Below are 24,438 nucleotides of genomic sequence, written 5' to 3' on the forward strand. Positions count from 1 at the left end.
CAGGATTCTTTGAAAGATAAGACCCCTTCCGATAATCAATATAAACGGCAGGACTGAATGGACGCTATCATGTCGCGATACAAAAAGAGCCCAGCGAATTGCTGAGCTCTTTTCTTGTGTTCATCTGTTCATCTGTTCATCTGTTCATCTAGTTCAGCTGGATAACCGGACGGTGCAACAAATCAAATCCAGTGAGCAATTTTGTCGAACAGTCGATTTTTGTCTGCCGGTTTCACAATAAAATCTGACATGCCTGATGATTCCATTTTTTCCAATGTCACAGGAGAACTATCACCCGTGTGAGCAATAATTGGCACTGAAGAGTATGCTTTGTTAGCGCTTCGAATTCGACGAGAAGCTTCAACACCATCCATGATTGGCATCTCGATATCCATCAGAATTAAATCAATATCATCGCTGTCCAACGCGTCTAAGGCTTGTTGCCCATCTTCTTTCTGCACGACATCAAAACCCTGCTTTTCCAATAACATCGCGGTAAATCGGCGCAGAGATTCGTTATCATCGACCACCATGATCGTGCGCTTATTGGTAGCCTCTAACGGTTTTACAGAAACTGATGGCATCACATAGTTGGAGTCGAAAAGTAAGCGTTCAATGGTCGCCCTGGTATTCAGTAGCCAAACCTGTGTTTCCACCCAAATAGGTTCAAAAGCAACGTTTCGGACACGTTTAATTGGGTGATGTTCATACAAGTAGATGATTCGAGCTTCAGTGAATGAAAGTAAAGATTCAATCCTATCGAGGCAACTTGCTCTTAAATCCAAGCTCTCCATGTCAACGAATATCAAGTCGAATTCGAACTGGTATTCCTTATTTTTAAGCGCTGATGCTACATCCAACACCGTGAGCTCAACCCCCATAAAACGGGCTACCTCAGTCATTTTATTGGTGAGAACTTTCTGGTCACTCACCATTAACACAGTCTTAAGTTTAGTCAGTTCATTCTTGATTTCTTTGACCGAATGGGAAGACAAAGATGGAAAAGTCATCGTGAACTGTGTCCATTGATCCACTTCAGACTGACATTTAATTTCACCACCAAACGAGCGCATTACCTTCTGACAAAATGGCAAACCTAAGCCGTAATTACCCGATTGGCCAGTAGTATAAAAGTCCTGGAAAATGCGTCGAATCACATCATTTGAGATGCCTGATCCGTTATCGGTAACCATTATTTGATTGGCCACTTCATCACTACACATAGTGACATGAATATGAAAATCTTCAGGGCTGCGATGGTGGAATGCGTTCTTGAACAAGTTATACATCACGTACTTCAACAAAGTGTCGCTACCCAAGAAATCAAAGTTACTCTGTACGTCTAAAGAGATTGCTGATTTATCGGCTGAACGCTTGTAGTTAAAGCTGTCTATCGCACCCTCAATCACCGCTTGAGCTGAATGCTTCTTGAAGGTAGATCGAGATACTCGGTTTTCATCAATTGAAGTCAGTAACAGGTCAATCGTCTCGTTACCTGAGTGAATGATCTCCATCGCTTCATCGCCCACTTCACGTAACTGTATGACTTCTTCGTTGCTTAAAGCATATTGCCCTTTGTGATCACCACTTTTAGGGTTCGGCAATATGGACTGCATAACATCAATAGAGGTCAACAAACCGCTCAGGGGGTTTCGCATCTCGTGCGCGATACCGGCTCCAAAAGACTTCGCCAACGACACCTTATTCTCGTGTTCCATCTGATTGCGGAAGTAGAACAAGTTGCCAAATAAGTAGATAAACAAAAAGATTGGCACATGCGTCCAATCCATCGTGAGTTCTAGGTAGAAGCCTTGTGCAATCCAAGCGCACAAGGTCGCCATCCCAATACCGGCAAAGGTTTGTGCAAACATCACTCTCGTCACGTGCACTAATAAAATATGGAGGAAAATGGCCGACATGAACGACATAACCCAAACGTTGGACCAATTATTCATGAGTAGCATGTAGAAGAAGAAACCTGGCAAACAGATAGTTACAGCAACTTGATAATAAGCCGGAAGGTATTTTCGCCATTCAAATGGGACACGATTGCGATAGATAATGCCGAAAAATAACACTGAGCAAAACAGACGCAGCATTAAGTTTTCATAAGGTTGAGGAAACAAGAACTCCCACACTATGTAGTAAATTGGGAAGCCGACAAAGCCCATCCAACCCACGAGAGTAAGGTTTGGTTCTGCGTACTGATAAACTTTACGAATAGCGTTCATACGAAATTCTTTATTCTCTAAGCCCTAACGTTTACTAATTCTATGGTTTGATTTTTTTTCTTATATTTTGGCGTCGATTATATTACACATCACCTCCGAGCAGTGAGGTTTCAATCAAATATGTATCAACGCTTTTGTTTTAATTATTGACTAAGATGAATGAAGTCTCAGTTTTATACTCTAATTCAAACACTAAACCTGAGTTCCTAAGGTTTGTCCGCAGCGCTTACACCAATTACCCCTCTTACTTACCATTATGTCACTGTAACGCGATGCATCTTTCTTGGGGTATCGCCGTAATCGATCACAGCATAGTGCTGAGTTACTCGATTATCCCATATCGCTATTGATCCCTTGTCCCATTTGAAACGAACTTGAAACTCAGGGCGTCGTGCAATTGCGAACAGTTGGTTAAGCAAAACATCACTCTCTTGTCGGTCGAGTTCATTGATATAACGAGTAAACTGCTCATTGATATAGAGCGTCTCTTTACCCGTTTCAGGATGAATGTGAACAACCGGGTGAATCACTGGTGGATTTTCTTGAGCCGTTTTGATTAACGACTTGTGCCAATCAAGCTCAATCTGATCCGACTCTATACCTTCAAAAGCCACCAGCGAATGAGTCGCTGATAAGCCTCTCAGCTTTACTTTCATATCTTCATCTAACGAATCAAACACAGCAGTCATCGAACACCAAATCGTATCCCCACCTACGCTTGGAATATGCTGAGCATGCAACAACGACGCTTTCGATGGCAATTTTCGCCAGGTTAAGTCGGTATGCCAATAACTTTCCATCGGAGCATTGCCACGCGTTGTTTCTATCACGCTCACCTGAGGTACATGCTCGACGCGAGGAAAAAACGGATGTGCTGGCTCAAGTTGTCCAAAACGATCTGCAATCATCAAATGCTGTTCTGGTGAGAGTACTTGATCACCGAGGAAGATGACTTGATGGGTTAGAAGCGCCTGATAAACCTTATCGAGTTCATCAGCACTGCATGTAGAAAGCTCTAATTCGTGTATACGAGCGCCGATGTGAGGGGTAATGGATTCGATTTTCAACATAAATTCGCTTATTGATGATGTGACATTTCAGAGTCAATTTGGATACTGACTAGTAAACCGGACAAATACGCCATTTCTTTCAATCCTACTCGCTATAAAAGCAAAAAGCAGTTTTCCGACTAAGATCAATGATCTTGTCTCGCCTAAAACATTAAAGCCTCAGTCTTCAAGCTGTTAAGAACAGCGTCAATACTGAGGCTCTGAGTTTGTTACGTTTTTGTCTATTCACTATTCACTATTCACTATTCACTATTCACTTAGGATATCGACTAGCGAGTCGTTGGTTTAACCATTTGCCATTGAGATAACGCTTTGTCAGCAACATTGCACTCCTGCATATACAAACTTCTCCATCGGTGCGCCGCACTGTAGGTCACTTTAGATACATCGCCGGCAGTAATACAAAGGTTAGAACCCACCAACTGGACCTGTTTATCCTCTGTAAACTCAAACGTTTGGAACTGAGTGGCTTTCAAAAATGGTTCGTCGACGTGGCAGCGTTTTAACATCAGCGCATTGTAAGGTAACGAATTATTATTAACGCCCATAACCGTTACGCATGCCTCGAAAGCCGGAAAGAATAATGTCCCGTCATCTCTATGGGTCACCGCCTCATCAGCGTACAAGCCTTCTTTGCAATTGTGCGTCAATAACGGCAAATCGAATCTTACATAGTCACCACTTCCAGCAACATCAATACAATAGCCGTCTTCCCTGTCTAACAGATCAACCAACTTTAAGTGTGAGCCCGTTTCCTTCCAATCTGCGCTTGCTGGGCCAGCAAACAACAGCGATAGCAACGATATCAGCCCCAATGGTAATACAGGGTATGGTTTTTGATACATTTAAGTGTCCTTCTAATATCGACTCTACAGGGCAGTGATAGATTTGGCGTAATCCAACATTTCGTCAAAATATGGATTGTAGGTTAGCCTCGCATGAACTTTCCCTTCTTCCTTATATCCCCAAGCGGAATACCACGGTTCATCACTATTTAAACAAGCTTCATAATCAAGAGGATCGGTGCTGTTATGGCACATTTGGAATTCACCATTAGCGCCGTAATAAAAATTGTCTTCACTGTACAACAAGCTCATGTGAGAGAAGTTACTGATGCGTTTTGACGGCACACGACTGTCGAAATGAACAACGCGTTTATCTAGAGTATCTGGCTTATCTCCAAACCAAATAAATCGGCTGTTTGCATTGGTAAACTGTGTTTCAAACAGTCGAAGGACTTCAGTAACATTAACGACACTGTCATCTTGGGTGACGGCTAAAAATGCGGGCCTGTCGAAAGGTTTCCTTTCTAGGGATTTTTGAACCTCGTAACTACTCCAGTAATACTGCGCAAAGCCATTCAAAGGCACGCTGTTGTATTTCATTTGATTGTTGTGATTTTGCGGATCGTTTTGGAACACCCAATCCACAAATAGAGCGCCAGCAGGTGCAAGAAAATCAATGTCACTGTCAGATTTAAATGCGGGAGAAAACAGATACAGAGCCTCTATGCTTGGGTCGCTATTCGCATAATCTGTCACCAAATTCGCGCCAGTAGAGAACCCAGATAAAGAAACCTCGAGCCCCTCTTTCTGCATAATTTCAACTTGATTTTTAACCGTATTTTCCCAATCAGATATACTTATCGGCACTAAATCGGCCGGGCGACTGCCATGTCCCGGAAGCAACACACTACGTACTAAGTAACCGTCATCAGCGAACTCTTTAGCAACATCGACAAAAGACCATGGAGAGTCACCTAAGCCATGCACAAAAATAATGCCTTTTTTCACCGAATTTGCTTGGTTTGGCAAGATTTCAAAAGGGGTATTATAAGAAAGCTCCGCTGCGTGATCGCCTTGCAAAAACACTCGATTCACTTCGAGCCAAGCTTGAATGGTTTGTTGATATTCGGAAAACGAATCAAACTGTTGCACTGGAAATGCACTTGCGGAGGTGTCATAGAGCGGATGATCATATTCCTGCTCGCTGCTAATACATCCAATCAGCAATAAAGCACAACCTATGATCACAAGAGCATTGAACTTATATTTCATAAAAATATTAACCTTAATGTATAACGAAACTTCATTTCTATTTTCCAGATAACTTAATGTCACACGCTTGCAGGTAAGGTGCGGTAATCGATTCAAGTTGGTCCCACAGCTTCCTAGAACCAGACGCATCACAACCAGGTTCACTCTCAGGTAAATCAACCAAACCAAATACATTGTGCCAATAACTTCCTCTTGGAAGATCTTGCGTTGCAGCAATCAGAGAGGAATGGGAACCTTGCTCTTCCGACACCAGTTGTTTAGTACGAAGCCATGCGAGAAACCCTTTTTTACTTCCAGCAAAGCCACTGGCAACCACACCGGGATGAACCGCAATTGGGTGGATATTTGGGTAACGCTTTGATAACTCCCGCACTTGCCATAAATTCCCCAGCTTGCTGCGTGAATAAGTACTGGATGTGCCATCAAAAGGAATATCAGCCGCACACTCATTTTCCATAATGTAAATATCGCCACTAGTCATAACCAGACGAGCATCGTCAACCAACATGTTTTTCTGCATAAGAAGTCGATAAAGAATGTGATGACCTAACACATTGACTGAAAATGTTTTTTCATAACCAGAAGGCGATATTTCAGCCTTTTTAGACACCAGCCCCGCGTTACAAATGACAATGTCGAATGGCGTCTCCCCTAGTTGTTTTACAGCAGTGACAATACTCTTGGGATCCGCAAGATCCATATAGATTGACTCGGCATGAAGAATGTCATCCGTCGCATCCGATAAGCCTCTCGCTAACGATGTCACCCTCGCACCTTGAGCAAGTAAGGAACGAGTAATGAACTCGCCAATGCCAGCGGTTCCGCCCGTTACAAGTACCCTTTTCCCATCAAGCCTTGGTAACTCAGGGCAAGCATGATGTTTTCTTTTCTGTCCAATAATGGCCGATATCACTCGGCGATGCCTGCCCTTCGGGGGAGGGCTGGCAATCAAACTTAATGGCATAGTGATGCTCCTAATGGATTAGATAGTAACAAATGACAATTTACAATAAATGTCATTTGTTACATTGTCAACGCGCCAATTTGATACAAGAACACATTAACTCTTATGTCTAACGGCAAGAACTTATGTATAACGGCAATAACCTTTGCATTAAACGATGACCTCGTTTGACTGAGTAGACGGTAATCGATAGCATCAAGCTAATACTGTCGTTATCGAAAGTTCTTACTTTCAAAGCCTTAAATAAGGGTTTAGACACAATTTATTGGTAATTAGAAATGCTTACTAAAGAAAAGATATTAGATGCATCGGAAATCGTTTTACGTAAGTTCGGCCCTAGAAAAACGACTGTTGTTGACGTAGCTCGTGCCCTTGATGTGAGTCACGGCACTGTTTACCGACACTTTGCAACTAAAGCGGAATTGCATGAGGCGATAACATTAAGATGGTTGGAGCGTGTGACTGCGCCATTAACTGAGATCACACTTAGATCTGAAAGCGCATCAATAAGACTTCGAGAGTGGTTTGAGGCATTAACGGCCATTAAGAGAAGCATTTTTATTGGCGAGCCTGAGTTGTTTGAGTCGTATTCATCATTGGCACAACAAACACCAGAGCACGTAAAATCAAAACACATCAACCATCTGTTGCAGCAAGTTGAGTCGATTTTGAATGATGGCGTTACAGAAGGTGCCTTTGAGATTGAGGATTGTGCTATTACTGCGCGCTGCTTCTTTTTCGGTACCGTGCGTTACCACCACCCACTTCATTCATCAGAATGGAAGAGCGACACCATTGAACAAGAATTTACACAGCTTTTTTCTTTGTTAGAGAAAGCTATTTATAAACACTGATTCCTAATCGTTCTCTGTAATAGCCGATTAGATGGGAGAGGATGATGGTGAAGCGTACACGGTTTCTATGTGGGTTGATGGTCAGCCAATTGCTATCGCTGAATCATGCATTCGCCTCTCCTCAACAAGAGATTGACCATCTGCTTACCTTTGTTGAATCAACGCAATGCAAATACGAACGAAATGGCACAATTCACAACGGACCAGAAGCGGCTGCACATATAAAAAAGAAAGCCGATTATTACGCCGACGATATTGAGTCTGCTGAAGATTTTATCGCGTATTCAGCAACAAAAAGTATGTTGAGTGGGCGTCATTACCGAGTTCACTGTGAAGGTAAAGCATCGGTTAGCAGTGAAGTTTGGCTAAAATCCGAACTTGATGATTTTCGGTCTCGCTAACTTTTTAGCTTTCTCACTTTCTAATTCTCTAACATTCAGCGCTGTTGACTTACTGCCCTGCTAAAGACTAAACAACAAGTACACAAACAAAAAAAGAGCCCCTAAATAGGCGCTCTTTTCGTTTTTTGATACTTCCTGTATCCATAGACAAGTCCAATCTGTAGTACTTTCACTGAAAGCCAGATCATCGATATCTCCAGTTGTGTATCAACTTAAATCTAGCACACAATCTTCAAGCTTTTCTGAGACACAACCGAGATAATGAACTTAGTGCCACTCCATCTCACCACTTAGCACTTTAGCACCCAGTTCTAGATCGCCCTTCTGTTGCCTTGAGTTGTGGGTATGCTTTCTTCATGTAATCACAGATATCAACAGACGTTGGATTGCTTGTACTTACCAGTGCCTTTTCAATACCTGCAAGATGCAAACAAGCTCAACATTAACGATACTGATGTGGAATAAGTATTATTAATTTTACTTATGCAGAGCTAAATTCTATCTTGGCTGCATTATCCAACACCATAAACAAACGCGATTACACAGGGAAAAAGACGATGACTGCCATTACCGATTTAGACATTTTGTTAAAGTCCATGTCACCAGAGCTCATTGAAGGTGATTATGTTTTTTGTACTGTAGACGGGGGATTGGCAGATTATGTTCAACTCGACCCAATAGCGACCTTTCGTGAGAAAGAAGGTTTAACACTGGTTCTGAAAGAAGAAGTTGCGACCAAAGCTCAGCTAGACTTCGACGGTGTATTTGGCCTGATCACTTTATCGGTACATTCCAGTCTTGAAGCGGTTGGATTAACAGCGGCCTTTGCCACCAAGCTTGGTTCTTACGGCATTAGTGCTAACGTCATTGCAGGCTATTATCACGACCATATCTTCGTTCAGAAAGACAAAGCAGATGCTGCAATGAGTGCGCTGAAAGAATTTTCAGAAGCGGATGAGTAAAGAATTCTATTGTTCACAGGCACAAAAAAAGCGACGTAATCTACGTCGCTTTGGCTTATTGCTTACTGTTCATTCACTGATCAGGCATCAGCGAATGAAACAGTTAAGCAAGCTTAAAAGTCGCCACTTTGTCACTTAAACCCGCGGCTTGGCTCTTAAGTTCGTTCGACTCAGTTAAGCTGTCCTGTGCGCCCACAACTAGGTGGTCGGTAACATCTTTAATGGTCGTCACGTTCTGGGTAATTTCACCCGTCACATGTGTTTGCTCTTCAGCAGCCGTCGCGATTTGAGTCGCCATATCGCTGATCAAAGCAACCGCCGTGTTGATCTCTTCAAGCGCATGCGAAGCTCTGTCTGCATCTTCTACTGAATGTATCGCCAGTTTAGAACTGCTCTCCATCAACTCAACCGCTTGCGCCGTTGTGCGCTGCAGGATATCAATTGTTGATTTGATCTCTTCTGTTGAAGAGTGGGTACGCTGTGAAAGCACACGTACTTCATCCGCTACCACAGCAAAGCCACGACCTTGTTCACCAGCACGAGCCGCTTCAATCGCCGCATTCAAAGCAAGCAAGTTGGTTTGCTCAGCAATACCTTGAATCGTGGCGAGTACTGTCGAGATCTCTTGAGCGTGCTTGTTAAGTTCGCTGATCACGTTACCCGCTTCGTTGACTTCATTGGCTAGGTTATTGATAGAACCTTTAGTGTCGACTACCAGAGCGTGACCACTGTTAGTGCTTGTCGCTGAGTCTTGTGCCGCTTTTGCTGTTTGCTCAGCATGCGATGCAATCTCTTGAGTTGCACAGGCCATTTCCGTTACAGCCGTTGCCACCATTGTGATTTCTTGTTGTTGATGGTTAAGCTCATCCACAGAACGGTTCGCACGTTGAGTGCTTTGCTCTGACTGGCTATTTAGCTGTTCTGACTGCCCACGGATATGGCCAATCAACTGCTGTAAGCTTCCAACAAAGGTATTGAAGTTATGAGCCAACTCACCCACTTCATCTTGGTTTTCTACATGAATGCGTTGAGTCAAATCACCGCTACCATTCGCGATTTGCGCCAATGCTTGAGATACGTGGTTCAACGGACGGAATAGAATAGTACACAAAAGGTTAAACAGTATGGTACATACAATGACGACCAGCAGTGTCACTAAAACTTGACCAATCACTGCATCAAATAACGGTGCAACCAGAGAGTCATGATTAACAACACTCACTGTAATCAGACTCGTTCCGTCAATAGCACGTGCGTACAGAACATAGTCGCTGCCATTCAGCTCGATAGAAGTGTCTTTACCGCTAGTCAGAGCATTTTGTACATCGGAGAAATTTAACCCAAGTGAACTTATATTCTTGTTCAGTAACTTAGTGTCAGGGTGCGTATAAACCGTGCCTTTGTTGGTCGCGATGAACATGTAACCTTCACCTGGAAGAATCACCTGCTCTAGACTGTTTAAGATGTCTGTAATTTCTACATCAGCACCCAACACAACCTGTTGCCCATGCAGTTGCATTGCTGTTCCTAATGAAACAACGTTCGCCCCAGTTGCTGCAGCAACCGTTGGGTTATCCATGAACACCTTGCTTGGGTTCGCAACCGCATTGGTGTACCAACCCCATAAACGGGGATCATCATTACCCGGCGGCAGTACTACTCCGTTCGCGTTCTTTTGCGACCCATCAGGAAATGCCAAGAAGACATTATCAAAAGAGGCTGAGTCACGAACCTGTTTTAGATGAGTCACCAAGCTTTCTTGTTTGGATTCTTTCGAAAGAGAAGTAAGCGCACGCTCTTTGGATAAGATCCAATCCGATACATATTGATTGTACGAAGCTGATGCGCCCTCTAAGCGCTGTTCAACTTCAATATCCAACCTTTGCAGTGAAGCACGAAAAGACAATGCCTCGACCAAAATCCCCCCCAGGATAATGGCCATACTGGCTGAAATCGCCAGTTTATTTTTAAGCGAGAGTTTCTTGAACATAGGAAACCTATAATTTAGAAGTAAAAAACCGTGGCGAACAAATTGGTTGCCAAAGCGGTTTGCAAGCGGGATATATTTTACGCTTTAAAATAAATTAAGAAACCAGCTAACCGGTTGAATTATTCATATGTGTGAGTAAGAGCACGCATCGTAACCCATTGATTTAGAGAATGGTGAACTCTAAATTTCAAATTAGAAACGAGAATAAGTTCAACGGTAGGCGTCAAACTTTAGGACTGGTAAAGGCACAGATCACGCCATTTCTCACAACCTAAATAGCGTTACGAGTTTTGATCCATTAATCTAATCGTTCATTCTGTCGTCTGAGTTTTTCTATGTCCCGAAGCCAACGTCTCTTTGACCTACTCCAACTATTACGCTGCCATAAATACCCAGTTACCGCCGACTACTTGGCGATAGAACTCAATGTAAGTACTCGCACTATTTATCGCGATATCGTGACACTGCAAGCACAAGGTGCTGAAATTGATGGTGAAGCAGGAGTTGGCTATCAGTTGAAACCCACCTTCACTCTCCCTCCGATGATGTTTTCAACGGAAGAATTGGAAGCGTTACGGCTTGGCGCTGAATGGGTAGCGAAGCAAGCCAATGGGGAATTCAGTGAGTCAGCTAGAAATGCCATTGCCAAGATTTCTGCTGTGTTACCTGCTGACCACCAGGCCAAACGCAGTGAAGATATCGTGCGTGTTGCTTCAATCATTGAAGTCGCAGAGTTAACCATTGACCTGTCGGACATCAAGTTCGCAATTAAGCAACAGAACAAAGCTGAGATTCATTACACAGACGCCAAAGCTAAGATTAGCTCTAGAATCGTTTGGCCAATGTTGATTGGCTTATTCGAACAACAATATGCCTTGGTCGTTTGGTGTGAAACGCGAAGTGCGTATCGTAATTTCAGGCTCGACAGAATTACCGAATGGAAAATACTTGAGCAAAAGTACCAGCATGCGCGCCACGACTTGATCAAAGATTGGCAGAACATGGAAGGCATTGCAGATAAAGTGATTCGCTACTGACAAAAACTGTCACAGGGGTTCGATACATTGCTGTGGTCCCAAACCGGGCTCAACACAAAAACCGAGTTAACTGAAACCAACACGGCAAACCCAATTGAACAGTTCAGGAGCTACTATGTTTACCATCGATTCATTTGTTCTTTATGTCACTGACATTCATCGCAGCATGGGCTTTTATGCAAAAGCCTTTGATTGCGAGCCAAAGCTTCTATCACCGACCTTTGCTGTTCTAGACTTTGCAGACAACGTTAAAATCACACTCAAGCAGGCTGACGTACTAACACCAGCAAGTAACATCAAGGGTGGCGGTACTGAGCTTTCTATGCCTCTTGCTGACAAAGTGACACTGGAAAACCTCTATAAAGCATGGAAAGAAAAAGGTATCCAGTTTGAGCAAGCGCCAGAAGAGTCCGTTTACGGCATCAACTTCCTTGCTGTTGATCCAGACGGACACCGCATTCGAATCTTCGCATAAATAAAAAGGAGCAAGCGATACACCATTCGCTTACTCACCTCATAAAAGAAACTAGCCAAAGTCCAACGTTAACAGCAATCGTGTTTCGTCAGATGAAGTGACTGGTGAACGATGCACAAGGCCTGCATTTTCGTTGCCACTCCAGCGCTCCCCTTTTAGTAACGCCACATCACCGCTCGAAAGTTGTTGGATATCTGACTCATGATTGTATAAGCCTGACGCTGAATCAGGCTGTCCATTACTTCCACGGCCAAGCTTAGAACGGTCGACCGATTCGTTTGGCAGCCATTGAGTCGCAACACCATGATAAGTGGTCACCAAGCGGCAAGGAACTTGGTCAAAATGAAAACGAGGACACATCGCTTTATTCAGAACCGCCAAACGGAGCCCTACTTCTTCAAGATCGAACAAACAACAGAACATATCCACCAGCTCTGCCATGTTTTCTAATAACGCTTTAGAAGCGGTTCCATCGGTGGCAAATTCCAATTTATCGAGAGCATTTTCAGGTGACACGCTAACAGACTTACTGAAGCTAGGATTCGAGGCGATGAATTCACTAATTGCCATAGTTAAATCTTCATTAAACTGTCGCTGCCATACCACTATATTAATATCACTTTGGTAGATATCCGCTAATACCGTTGGCTGCTCAGAAGCGCTAAGTCCTGGCTTATGATTCGCCTGATCCTTGATACTCACAACGGAACTAATGTTAAGTGGCTGATTGCTATTCGTTATCAAAGGCTTGGTTAACACGGCATTCATTACGTCATCTCCTTGATGCATGCTTATCGTTTCTCTTTTAATACTGCAAACGTCGTTCACAGTAATAGTGACTTTTAGTTATGTTATAACATAACTAAATTTGCACAAGTAACTTTGCCGATCATGATTCCAATAATATGGCGATGCTCTACCTTCGTCAGGTAATTTGATGAATGCTGAACTAAGCTTCTATCTATCTTTTTCTAATTTATCTTTAGTTCAAATAAAGACTCCAAAAATGCACGACTCGAGAACGTTAAACTTGTGAATTCATCAATCTGGTGACAACTTATGAAAAAACTAACCTCTACACTCGGCCTCCTATGCACCGTTATCTCCGCTCAATCTTTCGCGGAAACGGGCTACACGTTAGACCCCAATTTATCGAATATCACGTTCGCAACCATCAAGAAGCAGTTTGTTGTTGAGCCCGCATCCATCAAGCCTTTATCTGGAGGTCTTACCGAAGCGGGTCAATTTGCCATATTGTTGGATTTGAAAAGTGTGAGTACTGGCGTGGCTATTCGCGACCAGCGACTCAATGAGCTTTACTTTGAATCGATGACTTTCCCTGAAGTGAAGATCTCTGGAAAAGTTGAACCGTCAATGTTGTCTGGTGACCCAAAAAGAACAACCATTGCAGCGGAGGTTACCTTGCACGGCGTAACAAAAACGATTGATTTTCCCGTTTTAATCGTTCCATCAGAAGAGTTAGTGATGGTTAGTTCAGCCTCGACAATCATCGTCAATGGCGCTGATTTTGGAATATCGACAGACAACTTGAACAAGCTATCAGCTACCGTTGGTGGGTTAGCGATTTCCGACAAAATCCCTTTAAGCTTCAATCTGCTCTTCGATAAATAATGGGTTCTCACCTACCCAGTTAGATCTTTCTTAATTCACATTCATCTATCGTTTAAGGTGGGTGAATGTGAGTTAGAGCCGGCAAGTCAGTACACAGATCTAGATAAACAAATCACTCATGTTCAATTAAAGCGGCCGGTCGTCCAACTTTAGTCTAACCATTAATCACTCAAATCATCGGTGATTAAAACAATCGCTTATTGCCTTATCCTCGGCAGAACAACACATCCACCTAAGTGTTTAAACACACTCGCTATTTACCTATCTCAAACTGGTTTTAGATGAGCAAATTATATGACTAACCGCCTAGTGATATTGATGGTGAATGATGTCAATATGCAAAACTAAACAAAGATCTTGTCCTAGTGCTAGAACATCTAGCTGAACCTAAAAAGAGCCCTTTTCATGCTGAATAAACACATCGTTAATCAAGACAGCTTGGCTGGAATGGGGGCGACTCTAATAGGCAACGGGATCGGTAGGTTTGCCTATATAGCATTAATGCCGGCTCTCATTCAAAGTGGTTGGTTTAGCGAAAGTGATGCATCTTACCTTGGTGTCGCGACCCTTCTTGGGTACATATTGGGTGCACCTGCTGCCAACATACTGCTGCGTTACTTTAGTGCTGGGCAGTTAATTCGATTCGCTATGTTGATAAGCAGTTTTAGTTACTTAGGCTGTGCGCTACAAGAGGCGCCCTTAACATGGTTCTATGTTTGGCGAACGTTGGCTGGAATTGCGGGAGCCTTATTAATGGTTGTCGCCCCACCAGTGATTGTCCGAAAGTTTAATCCCGATGTGAAGGCGCGTGTCAGCGGTGTCATATTTTCAGGCATTGGACTTGGTGCGATGTTATCAGGCACATTAATCCCAGTACTGATCTATTTTAGTGTGGTGTCGGCTTGGATTGGCATGGGAGTCATCGCATTAGTCACAACGATACTGACTTGGAATACATGGCAAACCCAACCTAACACGTCTAAAGCGCCTTATATAAAATCCTCCTTCTCTCAGCTCTCAAAGCCAAAACTAATCAGCGTTGCGCTTATTCTAGCGGCGTATACCTTCGATGCTATTGGCTACTTACCCCATACCTTGTTTTGGGTTGATTACATCGTGCGAGAACTGGGTATGTCGTTCAGCAGCGGTGGTTTGTTCTGGGCAACCTTTGGTATTGGCGCCGCCATTGGACCATTGATTACAGGCATCTTAGGAGACAAGTTAGGGCTTAAAAAATCCCTCTGCATTGCATTTAGCCTCAAGGCTCTTGGCGTCGCATTACCGCTTGTTAGCACACACCCTATCGCGCTGTTAATTTCTTCATTACTGGTTGGTATTTTCACGCCGGGAACGGTAACTCTAGTGTCGACTTACACGTTGGAGATTGTAGGCTATGAACTGCATACCAAAGCGTGGGCAGGAATGACACTCTCTTTTGCTGTATCACAAGGTGTGGTTGGGCTTTTGATGGCGTACTACTTAAATCATATGGCTTCATACGACGTGTTATTCACCATTAGTACTGCTGCTTTGATGCTGTCTGCGGTATGTACCTTAATGACTGTAACTCACTCTAAGCCTGAACACATGACCTAGCTCTAAGCTAGCTTCCTCAGTTCATCTGACGAATACAATAAAGGATTATCATGCAACTCTACTTAAATGAAACCTCCCCGTTTTCACGCGTGGTCGCAGCAACTGTGCTTCTATCACGCTGCTCTCCTTTATCTTTAGTTTGGGTTGATCCATGGAGCTCCCCGGCCAATCTAAAAAACGTCAATCCGTTTTGTTTAATTCCAGCACTCAAACTTGAAGACGGAACAGCACTAACGGAAAGCTTGTGCGTTTGCCAATACCTAATTGAAACGTACCAGCCTCAAACGCTACGTCAGGTAACGTTAAATCGTGCCAATGAAATGCAAACGTTAGGAACAGCAAAGACGTTAATGGAGATCGCGTTTAGAACCGCGGCATTGATTCGCTATACAGACAGTGACAATGCACTTATCCATAGAGGGCAAGAAGGTATGGTTGCCGCCCTAGAGCAACTTGACCAAGAGATAAAAGAACAAGGGCTAGAACCCCTTCTGAGCGACAACTTGGCCACCTTGTATCTCCATGTCGCTTTAGATTACGTCCAGTTTCGACATACTGAATTGTTTGATGAAGTGAACAACCGTAACATCATCGATTTTTTACACCTTTCCCCCTTTGCAGACGTACTGACATTTATAAGCATTGAGAGTTTGGCAAACAAGCCTGATTATGAAACGTTGCTTGATTCGTTCGGTCGGGATACCTAAAAGCATCCAGAACTAGAATGCGTAAAGTCTTGAATTCAACGAGAGATAGGCTCAGAGATGTCGTTGATGTCACATGTCGTTACACAGCATGACGTGTTAAGGCTTTACATCTTGGGCGAGGTAAACAACAATCCCTGAGAATAAATCCATAACATAATGTATTTAGAAATTATGAGTAGTACAGAAAATAAAAAATCGAGTCCTCTTTTCGAAGTCGTATTTAACGTCCTTCTTCCTTCATTCATCTTAATGAAGTTCAGTGGAGAGGAGCATCTCGGAACAGGCTTAGCATTACTTGTCGCCCTTGCCTTCCCTATTGCTTACGGTGGCATGGAGTTAATCCGCAACAAGAAGTTCAACTTCATCGCGGCGCTTGGCTTCGTCAGCGTCCTATTAACGGGCGGTATTGGTTTCTTCGAACTAGACACTCGTTGGTTAGCGCTAAAAGAAGCATTAATTCCTGGCTTAATTGGTTTAGCGGTTCTTGGATCGACCTTCACTCGCTACCCGTTTATCCAAAAAGTTATCTTTACGCCAGCTCTGTTAAACATCTCTCTTATTGAAGAGCGTTTAAGACAGTTCGGTAACCAAGCAAAGTTTGATCGTTGTCTAATGACATCGAACTACCTATTCGCAAGTACCTTCGCTTTCTCTTCTGCGATGAACTATTTCCTAGCGACTTGGATTGTAACAAGCCCTGCCGGCACTGCAGCCTTTAATGAAGAGCTGGGTAAGCTCACGCTATACAGCTACCCAGCCATAGCTATCCCTAGCATGCTGATGATGTTAGGTATTTTCTATTACATTTGGCGCCAAGTTCGCGCTATGACGTCACTAGAAACAGAGAAAATCTTTATTACTAAGTAGATCTTACCGAACTACCTTAGTGTCTCGTCCTAAAATAGAAACACACACCAAAAGCTCAGCACATTCGCTGGGCTTTTTTGTTTCTGCTCTCTCATTTATCCGACAAGTGATACGCTGAATTATGATTAGCTTTCTCAAAAAATGAGAGATTACGTTCACCTTTCTCATACTAGCTTGATAGCTAGCATTTAAATTACCTATAGCTAAAGAACTGCATTCGGTTATACTGAAAGATGATTTAACGCTCAATCTTGTTGATTACTTTACAAAACCCTGCCTAGGTGTTAACACTATTTCAGCCCTTATTGCTAAGATAGAACAAGCTTGGCCTTAAAGTTAAGCGCCAGCCGTACTCAATAAGGAATATAGAATATGAACAAATCTCAGTTGGTTGAACACATCGCAACTTCAGCAGACATCTCAAAAGATCAAGCAGGTTCAGCGTTAAACGCACTTGTTGAAGGTATCTCTAACACATTGGCTAAGGGTGATGATGTTGCCATCCTTGGTTTCGGTAGTTTCAAAGTTAATTCTCGTGCAGCTCGCACTGGTCGTAACCCACGAACCGGAGAAGAGATTCAAATCTCAGCATCAAAAACGCCTGCGTTTAAAGCAGGTAAAGCACTAAAAGAGTCATGTAACGCTTAGAGTAAATACGATCTCAAAGCAGAATCCAAGGAAGATTACTATGTCTATAACCAAAGAAAAAGTTAAAGCTAGCCGCAGTAAAAAAGCAGGCAAGTCAACCAAAGCACAAGCCGAAACGCCCAAGACTCGTCAACGCATTGAAGAGCTTATGGAAGAGCGTGAATTGGCAAAACTGTTAGAGTTATAGTTTGTTATTCTTCTAATGCCACTGCAGCCTTGCAGTGGCATTTTTGATTTAAGAAACAGCGCTTCACTAATACAAGTGCTTATACCGATTAACCCTTTCAAGCGACCTCTTTCTGCAATTCAGTCACCCCATTAATGCGTTGATGCAATTTGGTATCGATAGTCAACGAGATTAGAAAACTCAGCAATGCAATAATAGCTCCAGCAACAAACACCCATTGATAGCCAGACATCCACACCACTCCCAATAAGAATGGCAGAAATACTGCCGCGATATGATTGATAGTAAACGAAAGACTCGCCGTAGACGCCACTTCGTTTGACCGGACGGTTTTCTTAAAATAAGTAGTCAACGCTATCGCAAAACTGAAAATGATGCTGTCGACAACGTATAACCCACCTGCCAGATAATGATTATCAACAAAAGCATACGATAAGAACACCAACATCAACGCCGCATACTCAATCAGTAGAGATCTCTTTTCTCCTACTCGGTCAATAAAACGACCCACCACAGGTAATGCAACAGTAGCGGACAAGCTGGATAACATAAATAGAGCGGCCATCATTGCGATCGTGTAATGGAATTTGGTGACCATGAGTAAACCTGCAAACACGACAAAGATCTGTCTTCTTGCCCCGCTTAGAAAGGTCAACATGTAATATGTGGTGTATTCACGACGTACAATAAGCTTGGTATGCTGTCGTTCACCGCAGCTAGCATTTTTGAATGTGAGTAGATAAAAAGCTAACCAGAAGCACGCCGTGCCACTAGCAAAAAATATAACCTTATCTGATACACCAAATACATAATTGGCGACAATAATACATATGAAAGTCACCATAGAGAAAAAGGATGCCGCAGCTCGAATCCTCCCCATGGATTCACTAAAGTTTTCCGTACCTAGAAGTTGTGTAGACAGTGATTTATTCACTGCTTCTAGATAATGAAAACCAACAGACATCAGGGTTGTGCTGAAATAGAAGCCATAGATTGAGGGTAAGTAACCCGTTATGGCAACGCCTAATCCCAGCGCGGCGACAGAGAGCACCGCAACTTGTTGTTCAGAAATAATAAGTAATAGAAACAGCACTGTAAATGAGAGTAAACCAGGGATCTCCCTTACACTCTGAAGCAGACCAACGTCCGCTCCTGTCATGCCCACGGTATCGACAGCGAAATTGTTCATGACAACTCGCCACCCCGTATTCGCTATCACGGAGGCAATAGCGATGATCACTAACATCGAAAATGAACTTCTCGATGTTAACAAGCGTACCCAACCAATCATTTATACCACCGATTCCATCGGCTTCGCCTTAAACGACCGTAACTGCGCGGTGATATGCATCCTGCCATGTTTAATTCCTCAAAGTAACTTTACTCCGAAAAAGTCAGTCATATGAAACTCAGCTTCGGAATTAGGAAGAATACTACTCGCCAGCCAATTGTTACACGATCGTTTTGTAAATGTTACTTTTTGCATTTATCAATCTGCGTTGAGCGTAAAGGCCGCCCAAAATTTGAACGTTAAGTAACTGACTTAATTACATTGTCATACATACCCATACATACCCAAATCGCATTTTTCACTATCATCATTTTCATTGTTAGTTATGAGAGTCAGGGAAATGTTCGCAACACTAATGTGTTGGTGCAGCGTTTCTTTTTTGAGGTGATTATGAATGTCGTTCGCATGGGAATAGAAGCCAATACCCATAAAAATAAGGGTAAGTACAAGGCGATAATTAAGTTTACTATTCGAGCCCTGTTTTACTATTCAGCCACTAGAAAAATGAGTGAAAATTTCAACTCTGAAGAGAGAAAGCTGTTATTTATCAAACAGCCTAACTTCTTATCTAAATTTGTAACTCCCTACTTATGTACTGGCTTTAGCAATAAAGAAAAGATAGAAATCTTATCCAAGCACTACGACTGGTTTGAAGAAACCTTCGCAACAGAAGCTAGACACCAAATCTATAATGAAAGACTCAATCTTTTAAAACTAGAGATAGATGACAACGTTTATCTGGTTAATCTCAGCTTTGAAAGAAACGCGAGAAAAGAAGGTGAACTGACAATTTCATTGACCAATTCTCTACTCGAAAAAATGTATAGCATCTCGTTCACTGTTTTCGACAACAGCATCTACATCGGTGGTATTCAGGGTGGAGCCAATGACAATGGATTTAGCCGTACATTCACAAAAGCTTTCTACGGTTTAAGACCTAAATCCTTCATGGTAGAAACACTACGACTGTTAGCCATTAGCTTAGGTATCGAAAATATCTATGCGGTAAAAGAATCTGGCCATGTGTCGAACTCATTACGCTACGGCAAGAAAAACAAAGACATCAGCCTTAAGTACGATAGTTTATGGGAAGAGCACGATGGACAGGTACACGATGACTATTTTTATCGTCTACCGATCAACCCAAACAGGAAAGACCTTGAGGCTCTAAAACGCCAAAAACGTAAATTATATCGTGAGCGGTATGCGTGGCTAGATCAGTATGAAGAAGAGCTAAAAAACAAAATGAGCCACAACATTCAAGTTCAGTTTAACTAACAACTGCCTTCTAAATAGGTGCTAACTTACTGGACTTTCTGGCGTTCGCTCTTTCTTTTGTGACAAATACAAGGCCTCGTAACACGGGGCCTTAGAATCGAGAAGCAGCTCTGTACTTATCTTTCTGATTTCACTCAAACTTCCTTTTCAACTTGAGTCATTCTTTTTCTTACTCGTACGAATCAATAAAGGCTCGGAGTGCTTGCTGGTCAACAATTTCCAACCCTTGGTCTCCTTTTCGTATGAAACCTTTGTCTAATAGGTCTTTAACCGCTCTTCGATACACTCTGCTCGATGTGCCAAAACGTTCCGCTTCTTGGTTCACTTTATCGAAACCGCCTAACACAGTATTTGTCTGGCTTTGAACCAATAAGTCGTAGGCAATGTTGTAGGTAATTGAGTGTAAAAGACGGTTAGTGTAAATGCCCATAGAGTCTTGATAATCTTCCGCTAATGCAGAGGCAAAGAAGAACATCATCTCCGGATTTTCATGTAGTGCTTCTGCTAGTTTCTGAATGCAAATGACATCAACTTGCATGTGTTCGTCAGCCACTACGTTCCACTGACAAGGTGTCTGAGTGAAAAACTCCATCTCACCGAAGATATGGTAATCGCAATTCACCTCACCCAATTGAAAGCGTCGCCCATTAGCCGCAGAAATACTCATAGAGACTCTCCCTGCGGGCACTACATAAAGATACTGAAGCTGCTCACCTTGACGTAGGATTTCATCGTTTTGATTGAAGTAACGAGAGTTAACTTGGTGTTGGTAGATGAGATCTCTAAATTCAGAGCTTTTTTGTTCTAAGTAGTTTTTAAAGCGTCCGCTTGAGTATGGTGCAATCTTCATACTTACTCTCTCATTGCATTACTGCTGTTTATATTCAAACGATTGTAACCACTTAAACCACAGGAGAGAACCCAATAAAAAAGCGACGGTCTCCCATCGCTTTCGTCTTGCATTTATTCAGGCTCTTATTGAGTAATTAATGCTTCCAGTGCCGCTAATGATGCTAGCCGCTCTCCTTGCATCATTGCCTCTGCCTCATCGACATATTGCCCAACGCCCTCTTTTACATCTTGTTCGTACAAGACAACATTGTTCAAGATAGAAGCTACATTAAGCCCTCTCAAGCGTCCCACGGTAAACAGCGCGGATGTTTCCATGTCTGCACCTAAAATGCCTTTGCCATTCCAGTACTGACAAAGCGCCTGCTCGTCATCGGTATAAAAACTGTCGTGTGAGCGTACCGTGCCCAAATAGTAAGGTGTTGTTTGCTGCTGCAAGAACTTGTCTAGCTCTTTAAGCAGAGAGAAGCTTGCATAGGCGGGATACGACGGCTTAACGTAAGCGGTAGAACCACCCTCATCGCGAACCGCGCCCTCTGCAATAATTAGCTCACCAAGCCCGATATGTGACTGCATCGCACCTGCAGACCCCACTCGAACGATATGAGTCACACCACAAAACTTAAGTTCTTCTACCGCAATGATCATTGAAGGTGCGCCAATACCAGTGCTGCAAACTGATATCGCTTTCCCTTGATAAGTTCCAGTGAAGATTCGATACTCTCGGTTCTCAGAAACCATCTCGGCATCTTCAAGCAAGCTCGCGATTCGATTCGCTCTATCAGGCTCACCACAAACAATAACTAACGGAGCAATTTGCGTTCCATCAACGCCGATATGAGGTTGCTTTGCCATCTTCACTCCTAAGAAGCCGTTGCTTGAGTTAACGATTTATCACTGTTTCGTTTAGCTGTGCGTGCCCACTCACGAGTACCGTTTGCCGCAATAAACATTAAGATTGCGTATTGAACAGACATTGCGTACACACCCTGCGTCGCATAAATACCAACACTGATAATGTTAATCACAATCCACAGTATCCAGTTTTCAACATACTTACGTGTCATAAGAACTTGAGCAACAATAGATAGAATGGTCATCGTGGCATCCCAGAATGGGAACGCATCAGGTTCAAGTACTGGTTCCGTTAAATCAGCACCAAATAGATTCAAGCTATCAACCGCGATGTTTGCCAACGCAAAGAAGAATGGGTCGATATACATCGTGAGCAATGCAATCGAAATCGCACAGGCTGCAGCCGTTGCCACCAGCTTATTTTGGCTCAACCAGCGAACTTCTAGCGTTTCACCTTGCTCATTAGGGCGTGTCCATGCGTACCAGCCGTAAATGTTGGCGCAGAAGAAAAAGAGTTGAAGCAGTAACAGTCCGTATAACTGAATTTGGAAAAAGATAACCGCAAATAAGGTGACATTCAGTAACCCGAACAGGTAATTAATGGTTTTTTCTTGGCTTGCAAACCAAATGCAAAGCAGGCCAAACACCGTGCCGAATGCTTCGATCCAGCTCATTGCATAGCCATCCCCTATTGGGATATTGACTAAGGTATTATTGATATCAAGTAGGGCGAATAGGTCCATAGGGATGTCCTTTATTATTTGTTTTAGTAGCACCTATCTTATTGCGCCGATAGAAACAAAGAGGAGGACATTTGTCCCCCCTAGATTGCATGCGATCATAAATCAGAATAATAATTCCGGAAAATCAAATTCACAGAAAGGTGTCATCGCCCTCCCAACAGTCTTGAACTCGAAACTCCAACAGCAGAACAAATCACTTCCAAAAACGAAACTTTAGCTTACTGGCTTTAAGCTGATATCGCGTTGACGGTTACGTTTGAGAAGCGCATGATTTTATTTCGAGCAGAATCGTTTTTGGCCGTGTAATCGACCCATCACACGTTTTGTACAACTTACCCAATTGAATGGCAGGTCACATGAATAAGATTGTTATGTTAGTAATGGGGCTGTTTTTTACCAGTCGATTGTTTGCCAGTATTGTGCCGCATGTTGGTCAACTTGAACATGATGCGCCTATTCTCCTTCGCTCTGCATTGATTGTGGGCGTTGCGGCTTATGTCGTTTGGACAGCGTTCAAATATTTCAAAAAGAACAAAGCCTCTGGTTCAGAACAACTCTAGGGAGAGGCATTAGAAATGCTTGAGAGTTAGCAGTTAAACTCGGTTACTTATCTGCAAAATAGTCGACCAAGATTTTACGCCACTTTCGCGACTCACGAATTTTCAGAAGAGCGCGGTTAATTTCTTCTTCATACGAGTTGTTTTCAGTGATGATAAAGCCATAATTCTGCTTTTCGAGTTGATACGGCAACACCTCTAGATCATCGAACTGCCCGCTTATTCTGCCATTACCAATCATATATTTGAGCACCACATCATCAGCGACAATCGCTTCCACTTCGCCTTCCTCCAAAGCCGCCAACAATCTTGGCATATCGATATAACTCTTGTGTCGAATACCAAAGCTTGTGAGCATCAAAGAAGAAGTCGTCGCGACTTTTGCCCCTACTTCAACATCCGCAAGATCATTCACACCTTTAATATGGGAAGAGCCTTGGCTGAGCGTAAGCTTGCTGGCTAATACCGCAGTAATACTGGCGATAAACAGCATACTCAGCACACCAATGAACACCGTAGCAATTCGTCCGGTTAAGCTCTTAAACTCAAAATAATTGAATGGGCCTCGAGTGATAAAAAGCAAACCTAGTATAAAGCTTTCCAACCAAAGGCCCGTTCGGCTTTTCATCGAATAGAGCTTTTCATTTTCACCGTGTTCCAATACGTAAAAAAAGGCACCAATCACACCAGAGATAAAGACGATAACGCCAATGATCAGCCACAATGCAGGGTTTAAGAAAATGGCGTGCAAGGTATGAAGGTAGCCTTGCTTCTTCACTGCGATAGCGAGGTGAGTTTCATAAAAGGAATGGGAAAAGTCAGCAAACAACTCACGCTCTGGGGTGATTGAAATACAAGAGACACCGATGTCGATTTGCTCTGTTTCAATCGCATTGAGTAATTCATCCAAACGGTGATTCTCTATCGTGTACTCAACGTCCATTTCTTTGGCAATCTGTTCCCAAAGCTCGACACTCAGGCCATTCCATTGACTTTCCATCGAACTGATCACAAAAGGAGGACACGGGTAAACACCGACTTTAAGTGGAGAAGAAGGGGCAAAAGTACTGAAGAATAAAAAAAGAGAAACGATTGAAGTGACACCGTATCGGAGTGTCGATTTGAAGTATTTGTGCATCAGCAGCCCTCCAGCAGAAGGCAGCAATGAATTGAATCGAGTACGAAGG

25 protein-coding genes are annotated in these 24,438 nt (G+C 43.0%); 13 read left to right on the forward strand and 12 right to left on the reverse strand.

The genetic code is table 11. The annotated features are described in order from the left end of the window. Positions 1–182: 182 nt before the first annotated feature. From AACU28_RS17680 to AACU28_RS17700, 5 genes are all read right to left on the reverse strand, one after another. Positions 183–2,231: an ATP-binding response regulator gene (locus AACU28_RS17680; protein ID WP_121603346.1), complete on the reverse strand. Its 2,049-nt coding sequence runs from the start codon at positions 2,229–2,231 to the stop codon at positions 183–185. Between the two features lie 254 nt (positions 2,232–2,485). Next, complete coding sequence (locus AACU28_RS17685; protein ID WP_121603347.1) at positions 2,486–3,301, reverse strand: TauD/TfdA dioxygenase family protein; 816 nt, start codon at positions 3,299–3,301, stop codon at positions 2,486–2,488. Positions 3,302–3,570: 269 nt separating this feature from the next. Continuing rightward, positions 3,571–4,146, reverse strand: a complete 576-nt coding sequence (locus AACU28_RS17690; protein ID WP_017095232.1) for a hypothetical protein — start codon at positions 4,144–4,146, stop codon at positions 3,571–3,573. Positions 4,147–4,170: 24 nt separating this feature from the next. Beyond that, the gene (locus AACU28_RS17695; RefSeq protein ID WP_121603348.1) at positions 4,171–5,358 is read right to left on the reverse strand and encodes an alpha/beta hydrolase; all 1,188 of its coding nucleotides are present in this window, start codon (positions 5,356–5,358) and stop codon (positions 4,171–4,173) included. 37 nt (positions 5,359–5,395) lie between these two features. Beyond that, positions 5,396–6,322, reverse strand: coding sequence for an SDR family NAD(P)-dependent oxidoreductase (locus AACU28_RS17700; RefSeq protein WP_121603349.1), 927 nt, complete (start codon positions 6,320–6,322; stop codon positions 5,396–5,398). Between the two features lie 278 nt (positions 6,323–6,600). On the opposite strand from AACU28_RS17700, the gene AACU28_RS17705 reads away from it, so the two are divergent. The 3 genes from AACU28_RS17705 to AACU28_RS17715 all read left to right on the forward strand — a co-directional run bounded on the left by AACU28_RS17705 (position 6,601) and on the right by AACU28_RS17715 (position 8,539). Continuing rightward, on the forward strand, positions 6,601–7,176 hold the full coding sequence (locus AACU28_RS17705) for a TetR family transcriptional regulator (RefSeq protein WP_017095235.1): 576 nt from the start codon (positions 6,601–6,603) through the stop codon (positions 7,174–7,176). A gap of 44 nt (positions 7,177–7,220) precedes the next feature. Continuing rightward, complete coding sequence (locus AACU28_RS17710; RefSeq protein ID WP_017092525.1) at positions 7,221–7,577, forward strand: DUF5329 family protein; 357 nt, start codon at positions 7,221–7,223, stop codon at positions 7,575–7,577. A gap of 557 nt (positions 7,578–8,134) precedes the next feature. Next, on the forward strand, positions 8,135–8,539 hold the full coding sequence (locus tag AACU28_RS17715) for an ACT domain-containing protein (RefSeq protein ID WP_121603350.1): 405 nt from the start codon (positions 8,135–8,137) through the stop codon (positions 8,537–8,539). 103 nt (positions 8,540–8,642) lie between these two features. On the opposite strand, the gene AACU28_RS17720 is transcribed toward AACU28_RS17715, so the two are convergent. Then, entirely contained in the window at positions 8,643–10,529 is a 1,887-nt protein-coding gene (locus AACU28_RS17720) for a methyl-accepting chemotaxis protein (RefSeq protein WP_121603351.1), read from the reverse strand. Positions 10,530–10,864: 335 nt separating this feature from the next. On the opposite strand from AACU28_RS17720, the gene AACU28_RS17725 reads away from it, so the two are divergent. Both AACU28_RS17725 and AACU28_RS17730 read left to right on the forward strand, forming a co-directional pair. Beyond that, a complete protein-coding gene (locus AACU28_RS17725; protein WP_121603352.1) occupies positions 10,865–11,566 on the forward strand; it encodes a helix-turn-helix transcriptional regulator in 702 nt (233 codons plus the stop codon). A gap of 115 nt (positions 11,567–11,681) precedes the next feature. Continuing rightward, complete coding sequence (locus tag AACU28_RS17730; RefSeq protein ID WP_121603353.1) at positions 11,682–12,041, forward strand: VOC family protein; 360 nt, start codon at positions 11,682–11,684, stop codon at positions 12,039–12,041. A gap of 51 nt (positions 12,042–12,092) precedes the next feature. Here AACU28_RS17730 and AACU28_RS17735 read toward each other — a convergent pair whose 3' ends face one another. Then, positions 12,093–12,809, reverse strand: a complete 717-nt coding sequence (locus tag AACU28_RS17735; RefSeq protein WP_121603354.1) for a DUF1826 domain-containing protein — start codon at positions 12,807–12,809, stop codon at positions 12,093–12,095. 291 nt (positions 12,810–13,100) lie between these two features. On the opposite strand from AACU28_RS17735, the gene AACU28_RS17740 reads away from it, so the two are divergent. The 6 genes from AACU28_RS17740 (at position 13,101) to AACU28_RS17765 (ending at position 17,678) form a co-directional block, all read left to right on the forward strand. Next, positions 13,101–13,673: a YceI family protein gene (locus AACU28_RS17740; protein WP_102566476.1), complete on the forward strand. Its 573-nt coding sequence runs from the start codon at positions 13,101–13,103 to the stop codon at positions 13,671–13,673. A gap of 405 nt (positions 13,674–14,078) precedes the next feature. Continuing rightward, positions 14,079–15,269: a YbfB/YjiJ family MFS transporter gene (locus AACU28_RS17745; protein ID WP_121603355.1), complete on the forward strand. Its 1,191-nt coding sequence runs from the start codon at positions 14,079–14,081 to the stop codon at positions 15,267–15,269. Between the two features lie 50 nt (positions 15,270–15,319). Beyond that, the gene (locus AACU28_RS17750) at positions 15,320–15,976 is read left to right on the forward strand and encodes a glutathione S-transferase family protein (RefSeq protein ID WP_121603356.1); all 657 of its coding nucleotides are present in this window, start codon (positions 15,320–15,322) and stop codon (positions 15,974–15,976) included. 171 nt (positions 15,977–16,147) lie between these two features. After that, entirely contained in the window at positions 16,148–16,843 is a 696-nt protein-coding gene (locus AACU28_RS17755) for a VC0807 family protein (RefSeq protein WP_004734825.1), read from the forward strand. A 372-nt stretch (positions 16,844–17,215) separates the two neighbouring features. Next, entirely contained in the window at positions 17,216–17,491 is a 276-nt protein-coding gene (locus AACU28_RS17760) for an HU family DNA-binding protein (protein ID WP_004734824.1), read from the forward strand. A 40-nt stretch (positions 17,492–17,531) separates the two neighbouring features. After that, positions 17,532–17,678, forward strand: coding sequence for a hypothetical protein (locus AACU28_RS17765; RefSeq protein ID WP_004734823.1), 147 nt, complete (start codon positions 17,532–17,534; stop codon positions 17,676–17,678). A 97-nt stretch (positions 17,679–17,775) separates the two neighbouring features. Here the strand turns inward: AACU28_RS17765 and AACU28_RS17770 are convergent, their stop codons facing one another. Next, positions 17,776–18,924, reverse strand: coding sequence for an MFS transporter (locus AACU28_RS17770; protein WP_121603357.1), 1,149 nt, complete (start codon positions 18,922–18,924; stop codon positions 17,776–17,778). 435 nt (positions 18,925–19,359) lie between these two features. On the opposite strand from AACU28_RS17770, the gene AACU28_RS17775 reads away from it, so the two are divergent. Next, a complete protein-coding gene (locus AACU28_RS17775) occupies positions 19,360–20,247 on the forward strand; it encodes a VirK/YbjX family protein (protein WP_081090020.1) in 888 nt (295 codons plus the stop codon). A gap of 169 nt (positions 20,248–20,416) precedes the next feature. On the opposite strand, the gene AACU28_RS17780 is transcribed toward AACU28_RS17775, so the two are convergent. The 3 genes from AACU28_RS17780 to pnuC all read right to left on the reverse strand — a co-directional run bounded on the left by AACU28_RS17780 (position 20,417) and on the right by pnuC (position 22,694). Continuing rightward, on the reverse strand, positions 20,417–21,097 hold the full coding sequence (locus AACU28_RS17780) for a Crp/Fnr family transcriptional regulator (protein ID WP_004734820.1): 681 nt from the start codon (positions 21,095–21,097) through the stop codon (positions 20,417–20,419). A gap of 125 nt (positions 21,098–21,222) precedes the next feature. Continuing rightward, entirely contained in the window at positions 21,223–21,951 is a 729-nt protein-coding gene (locus AACU28_RS17785; protein ID WP_102498059.1) for a nucleoside phosphorylase, read from the reverse strand. Positions 21,952–21,959: 8 nt separating this feature from the next. Continuing rightward, entirely contained in the window at positions 21,960–22,694 is a 735-nt protein-coding gene (pnuC, locus tag AACU28_RS17790; protein WP_004734818.1) for a nicotinamide riboside transporter PnuC, read from the reverse strand. A gap of 356 nt (positions 22,695–23,050) precedes the next feature. Between pnuC and AACU28_RS17795 the strand changes: the two genes are divergently transcribed. Beyond that, positions 23,051–23,254: a hypothetical protein gene (locus AACU28_RS17795; RefSeq protein ID WP_004734817.1), complete on the forward strand. Its 204-nt coding sequence runs from the start codon at positions 23,051–23,053 to the stop codon at positions 23,252–23,254. A 43-nt stretch (positions 23,255–23,297) separates the two neighbouring features. Here AACU28_RS17795 and AACU28_RS17800 read toward each other — a convergent pair whose 3' ends face one another. Then, positions 23,298–24,389: a transporter substrate-binding domain-containing protein gene (locus AACU28_RS17800; protein WP_121603358.1), complete on the reverse strand. Its 1,092-nt coding sequence runs from the start codon at positions 24,387–24,389 to the stop codon at positions 23,298–23,300. Between the last annotated feature and the right edge of the window lie 49 nt (positions 24,390–24,438).

Origin of the sequence: Vibrio sp. SBT000027 (genome assembly GCF_963894355.1) — a bacterium.
GTDB lineage: Bacteria > Pseudomonadota > Gammaproteobacteria > Enterobacterales > Vibrionaceae > Vibrio > Vibrio splendidus.

Bases quoted from the DNA above. Each gene is read 5' to 3' on its own strand.
- AACU28_RS17680 (WP_121603346.1), bottom strand. From the start codon at position 2,231: ATGAACGCTATTCGTAAAGTTTATCAGTACGCAGAACCAAACCTTACT.
- AACU28_RS17685 (WP_121603347.1), bottom strand. From the start codon at position 3,301: ATGTTGAAAATCGAATCCATTACCCCTCACATCGGCGCTCGTATACAC.
- AACU28_RS17690 (WP_017095232.1), bottom strand. From the start codon at position 4,146: ATGTATCAAAAACCATACCCTGTATTACCATTGGGGCTGATATCGTTG.
- AACU28_RS17695 (WP_121603348.1), bottom strand. From the start codon at position 5,358: ATGAAATATAAGTTCAATGCTCTTGTGATCATAGGTTGTGCTTTATTG.
- AACU28_RS17700 (WP_121603349.1), bottom strand. From the start codon at position 6,322: ATGCCATTAAGTTTGATTGCCAGCCCTCCCCCGAAGGGCAGGCATCGC.
- AACU28_RS17705 (WP_017095235.1), top strand. From the start codon at position 6,601: ATGCTTACTAAAGAAAAGATATTAGATGCATCGGAAATCGTTTTACGT.
- AACU28_RS17710 (WP_017092525.1), top strand. From the start codon at position 7,221: ATGGTGAAGCGTACACGGTTTCTATGTGGGTTGATGGTCAGCCAATTG.
- AACU28_RS17715 (WP_121603350.1), top strand. From the start codon at position 8,135: ATGACTGCCATTACCGATTTAGACATTTTGTTAAAGTCCATGTCACCA.
- AACU28_RS17720 (WP_121603351.1), bottom strand. From the start codon at position 10,529: ATGTTCAAGAAACTCTCGCTTAAAAATAAACTGGCGATTTCAGCCAGT.
- AACU28_RS17725 (WP_121603352.1), top strand. From the start codon at position 10,865: ATGTCCCGAAGCCAACGTCTCTTTGACCTACTCCAACTATTACGCTGC.
- AACU28_RS17730 (WP_121603353.1), top strand. From the start codon at position 11,682: ATGTTTACCATCGATTCATTTGTTCTTTATGTCACTGACATTCATCGC.
- AACU28_RS17735 (WP_121603354.1), bottom strand. From the start codon at position 12,809: ATGAATGCCGTGTTAACCAAGCCTTTGATAACGAATAGCAATCAGCCA.
- AACU28_RS17740 (WP_102566476.1), top strand. From the start codon at position 13,101: ATGAAAAAACTAACCTCTACACTCGGCCTCCTATGCACCGTTATCTCC.
- AACU28_RS17745 (WP_121603355.1), top strand. From the start codon at position 14,079: ATGCTGAATAAACACATCGTTAATCAAGACAGCTTGGCTGGAATGGGG.
- AACU28_RS17750 (WP_121603356.1), top strand. From the start codon at position 15,320: ATGCAACTCTACTTAAATGAAACCTCCCCGTTTTCACGCGTGGTCGCA.
- AACU28_RS17755 (WP_004734825.1), top strand. From the start codon at position 16,148: ATGAGTAGTACAGAAAATAAAAAATCGAGTCCTCTTTTCGAAGTCGTA.
- AACU28_RS17760 (WP_004734824.1), top strand. From the start codon at position 17,216: ATGAACAAATCTCAGTTGGTTGAACACATCGCAACTTCAGCAGACATC.
- AACU28_RS17765 (WP_004734823.1), top strand. From the start codon at position 17,532: ATGTCTATAACCAAAGAAAAAGTTAAAGCTAGCCGCAGTAAAAAAGCA.
- AACU28_RS17770 (WP_121603357.1), bottom strand. From the start codon at position 18,924: ATGTTAGTGATCATCGCTATTGCCTCCGTGATAGCGAATACGGGGTGG.
- AACU28_RS17775 (WP_081090020.1), top strand. From the start codon at position 19,360: ATGAATGTCGTTCGCATGGGAATAGAAGCCAATACCCATAAAAATAAG.
- AACU28_RS17780 (WP_004734820.1), bottom strand. From the start codon at position 21,097: ATGAAGATTGCACCATACTCAAGCGGACGCTTTAAAAACTACTTAGAA.
- AACU28_RS17785 (WP_102498059.1), bottom strand. From the start codon at position 21,951: ATGGCAAAGCAACCTCATATCGGCGTTGATGGAACGCAAATTGCTCCG.
- pnuC (WP_004734818.1), bottom strand. From the start codon at position 22,694: ATGGACCTATTCGCCCTACTTGATATCAATAATACCTTAGTCAATATC.
- AACU28_RS17795 (WP_004734817.1), top strand. From the start codon at position 23,051: ATGAATAAGATTGTTATGTTAGTAATGGGGCTGTTTTTTACCAGTCGA.
- AACU28_RS17800 (WP_121603358.1), bottom strand. From the start codon at position 24,389: ATGCACAAATACTTCAAATCGACACTCCGATACGGTGTCACTTCAATC.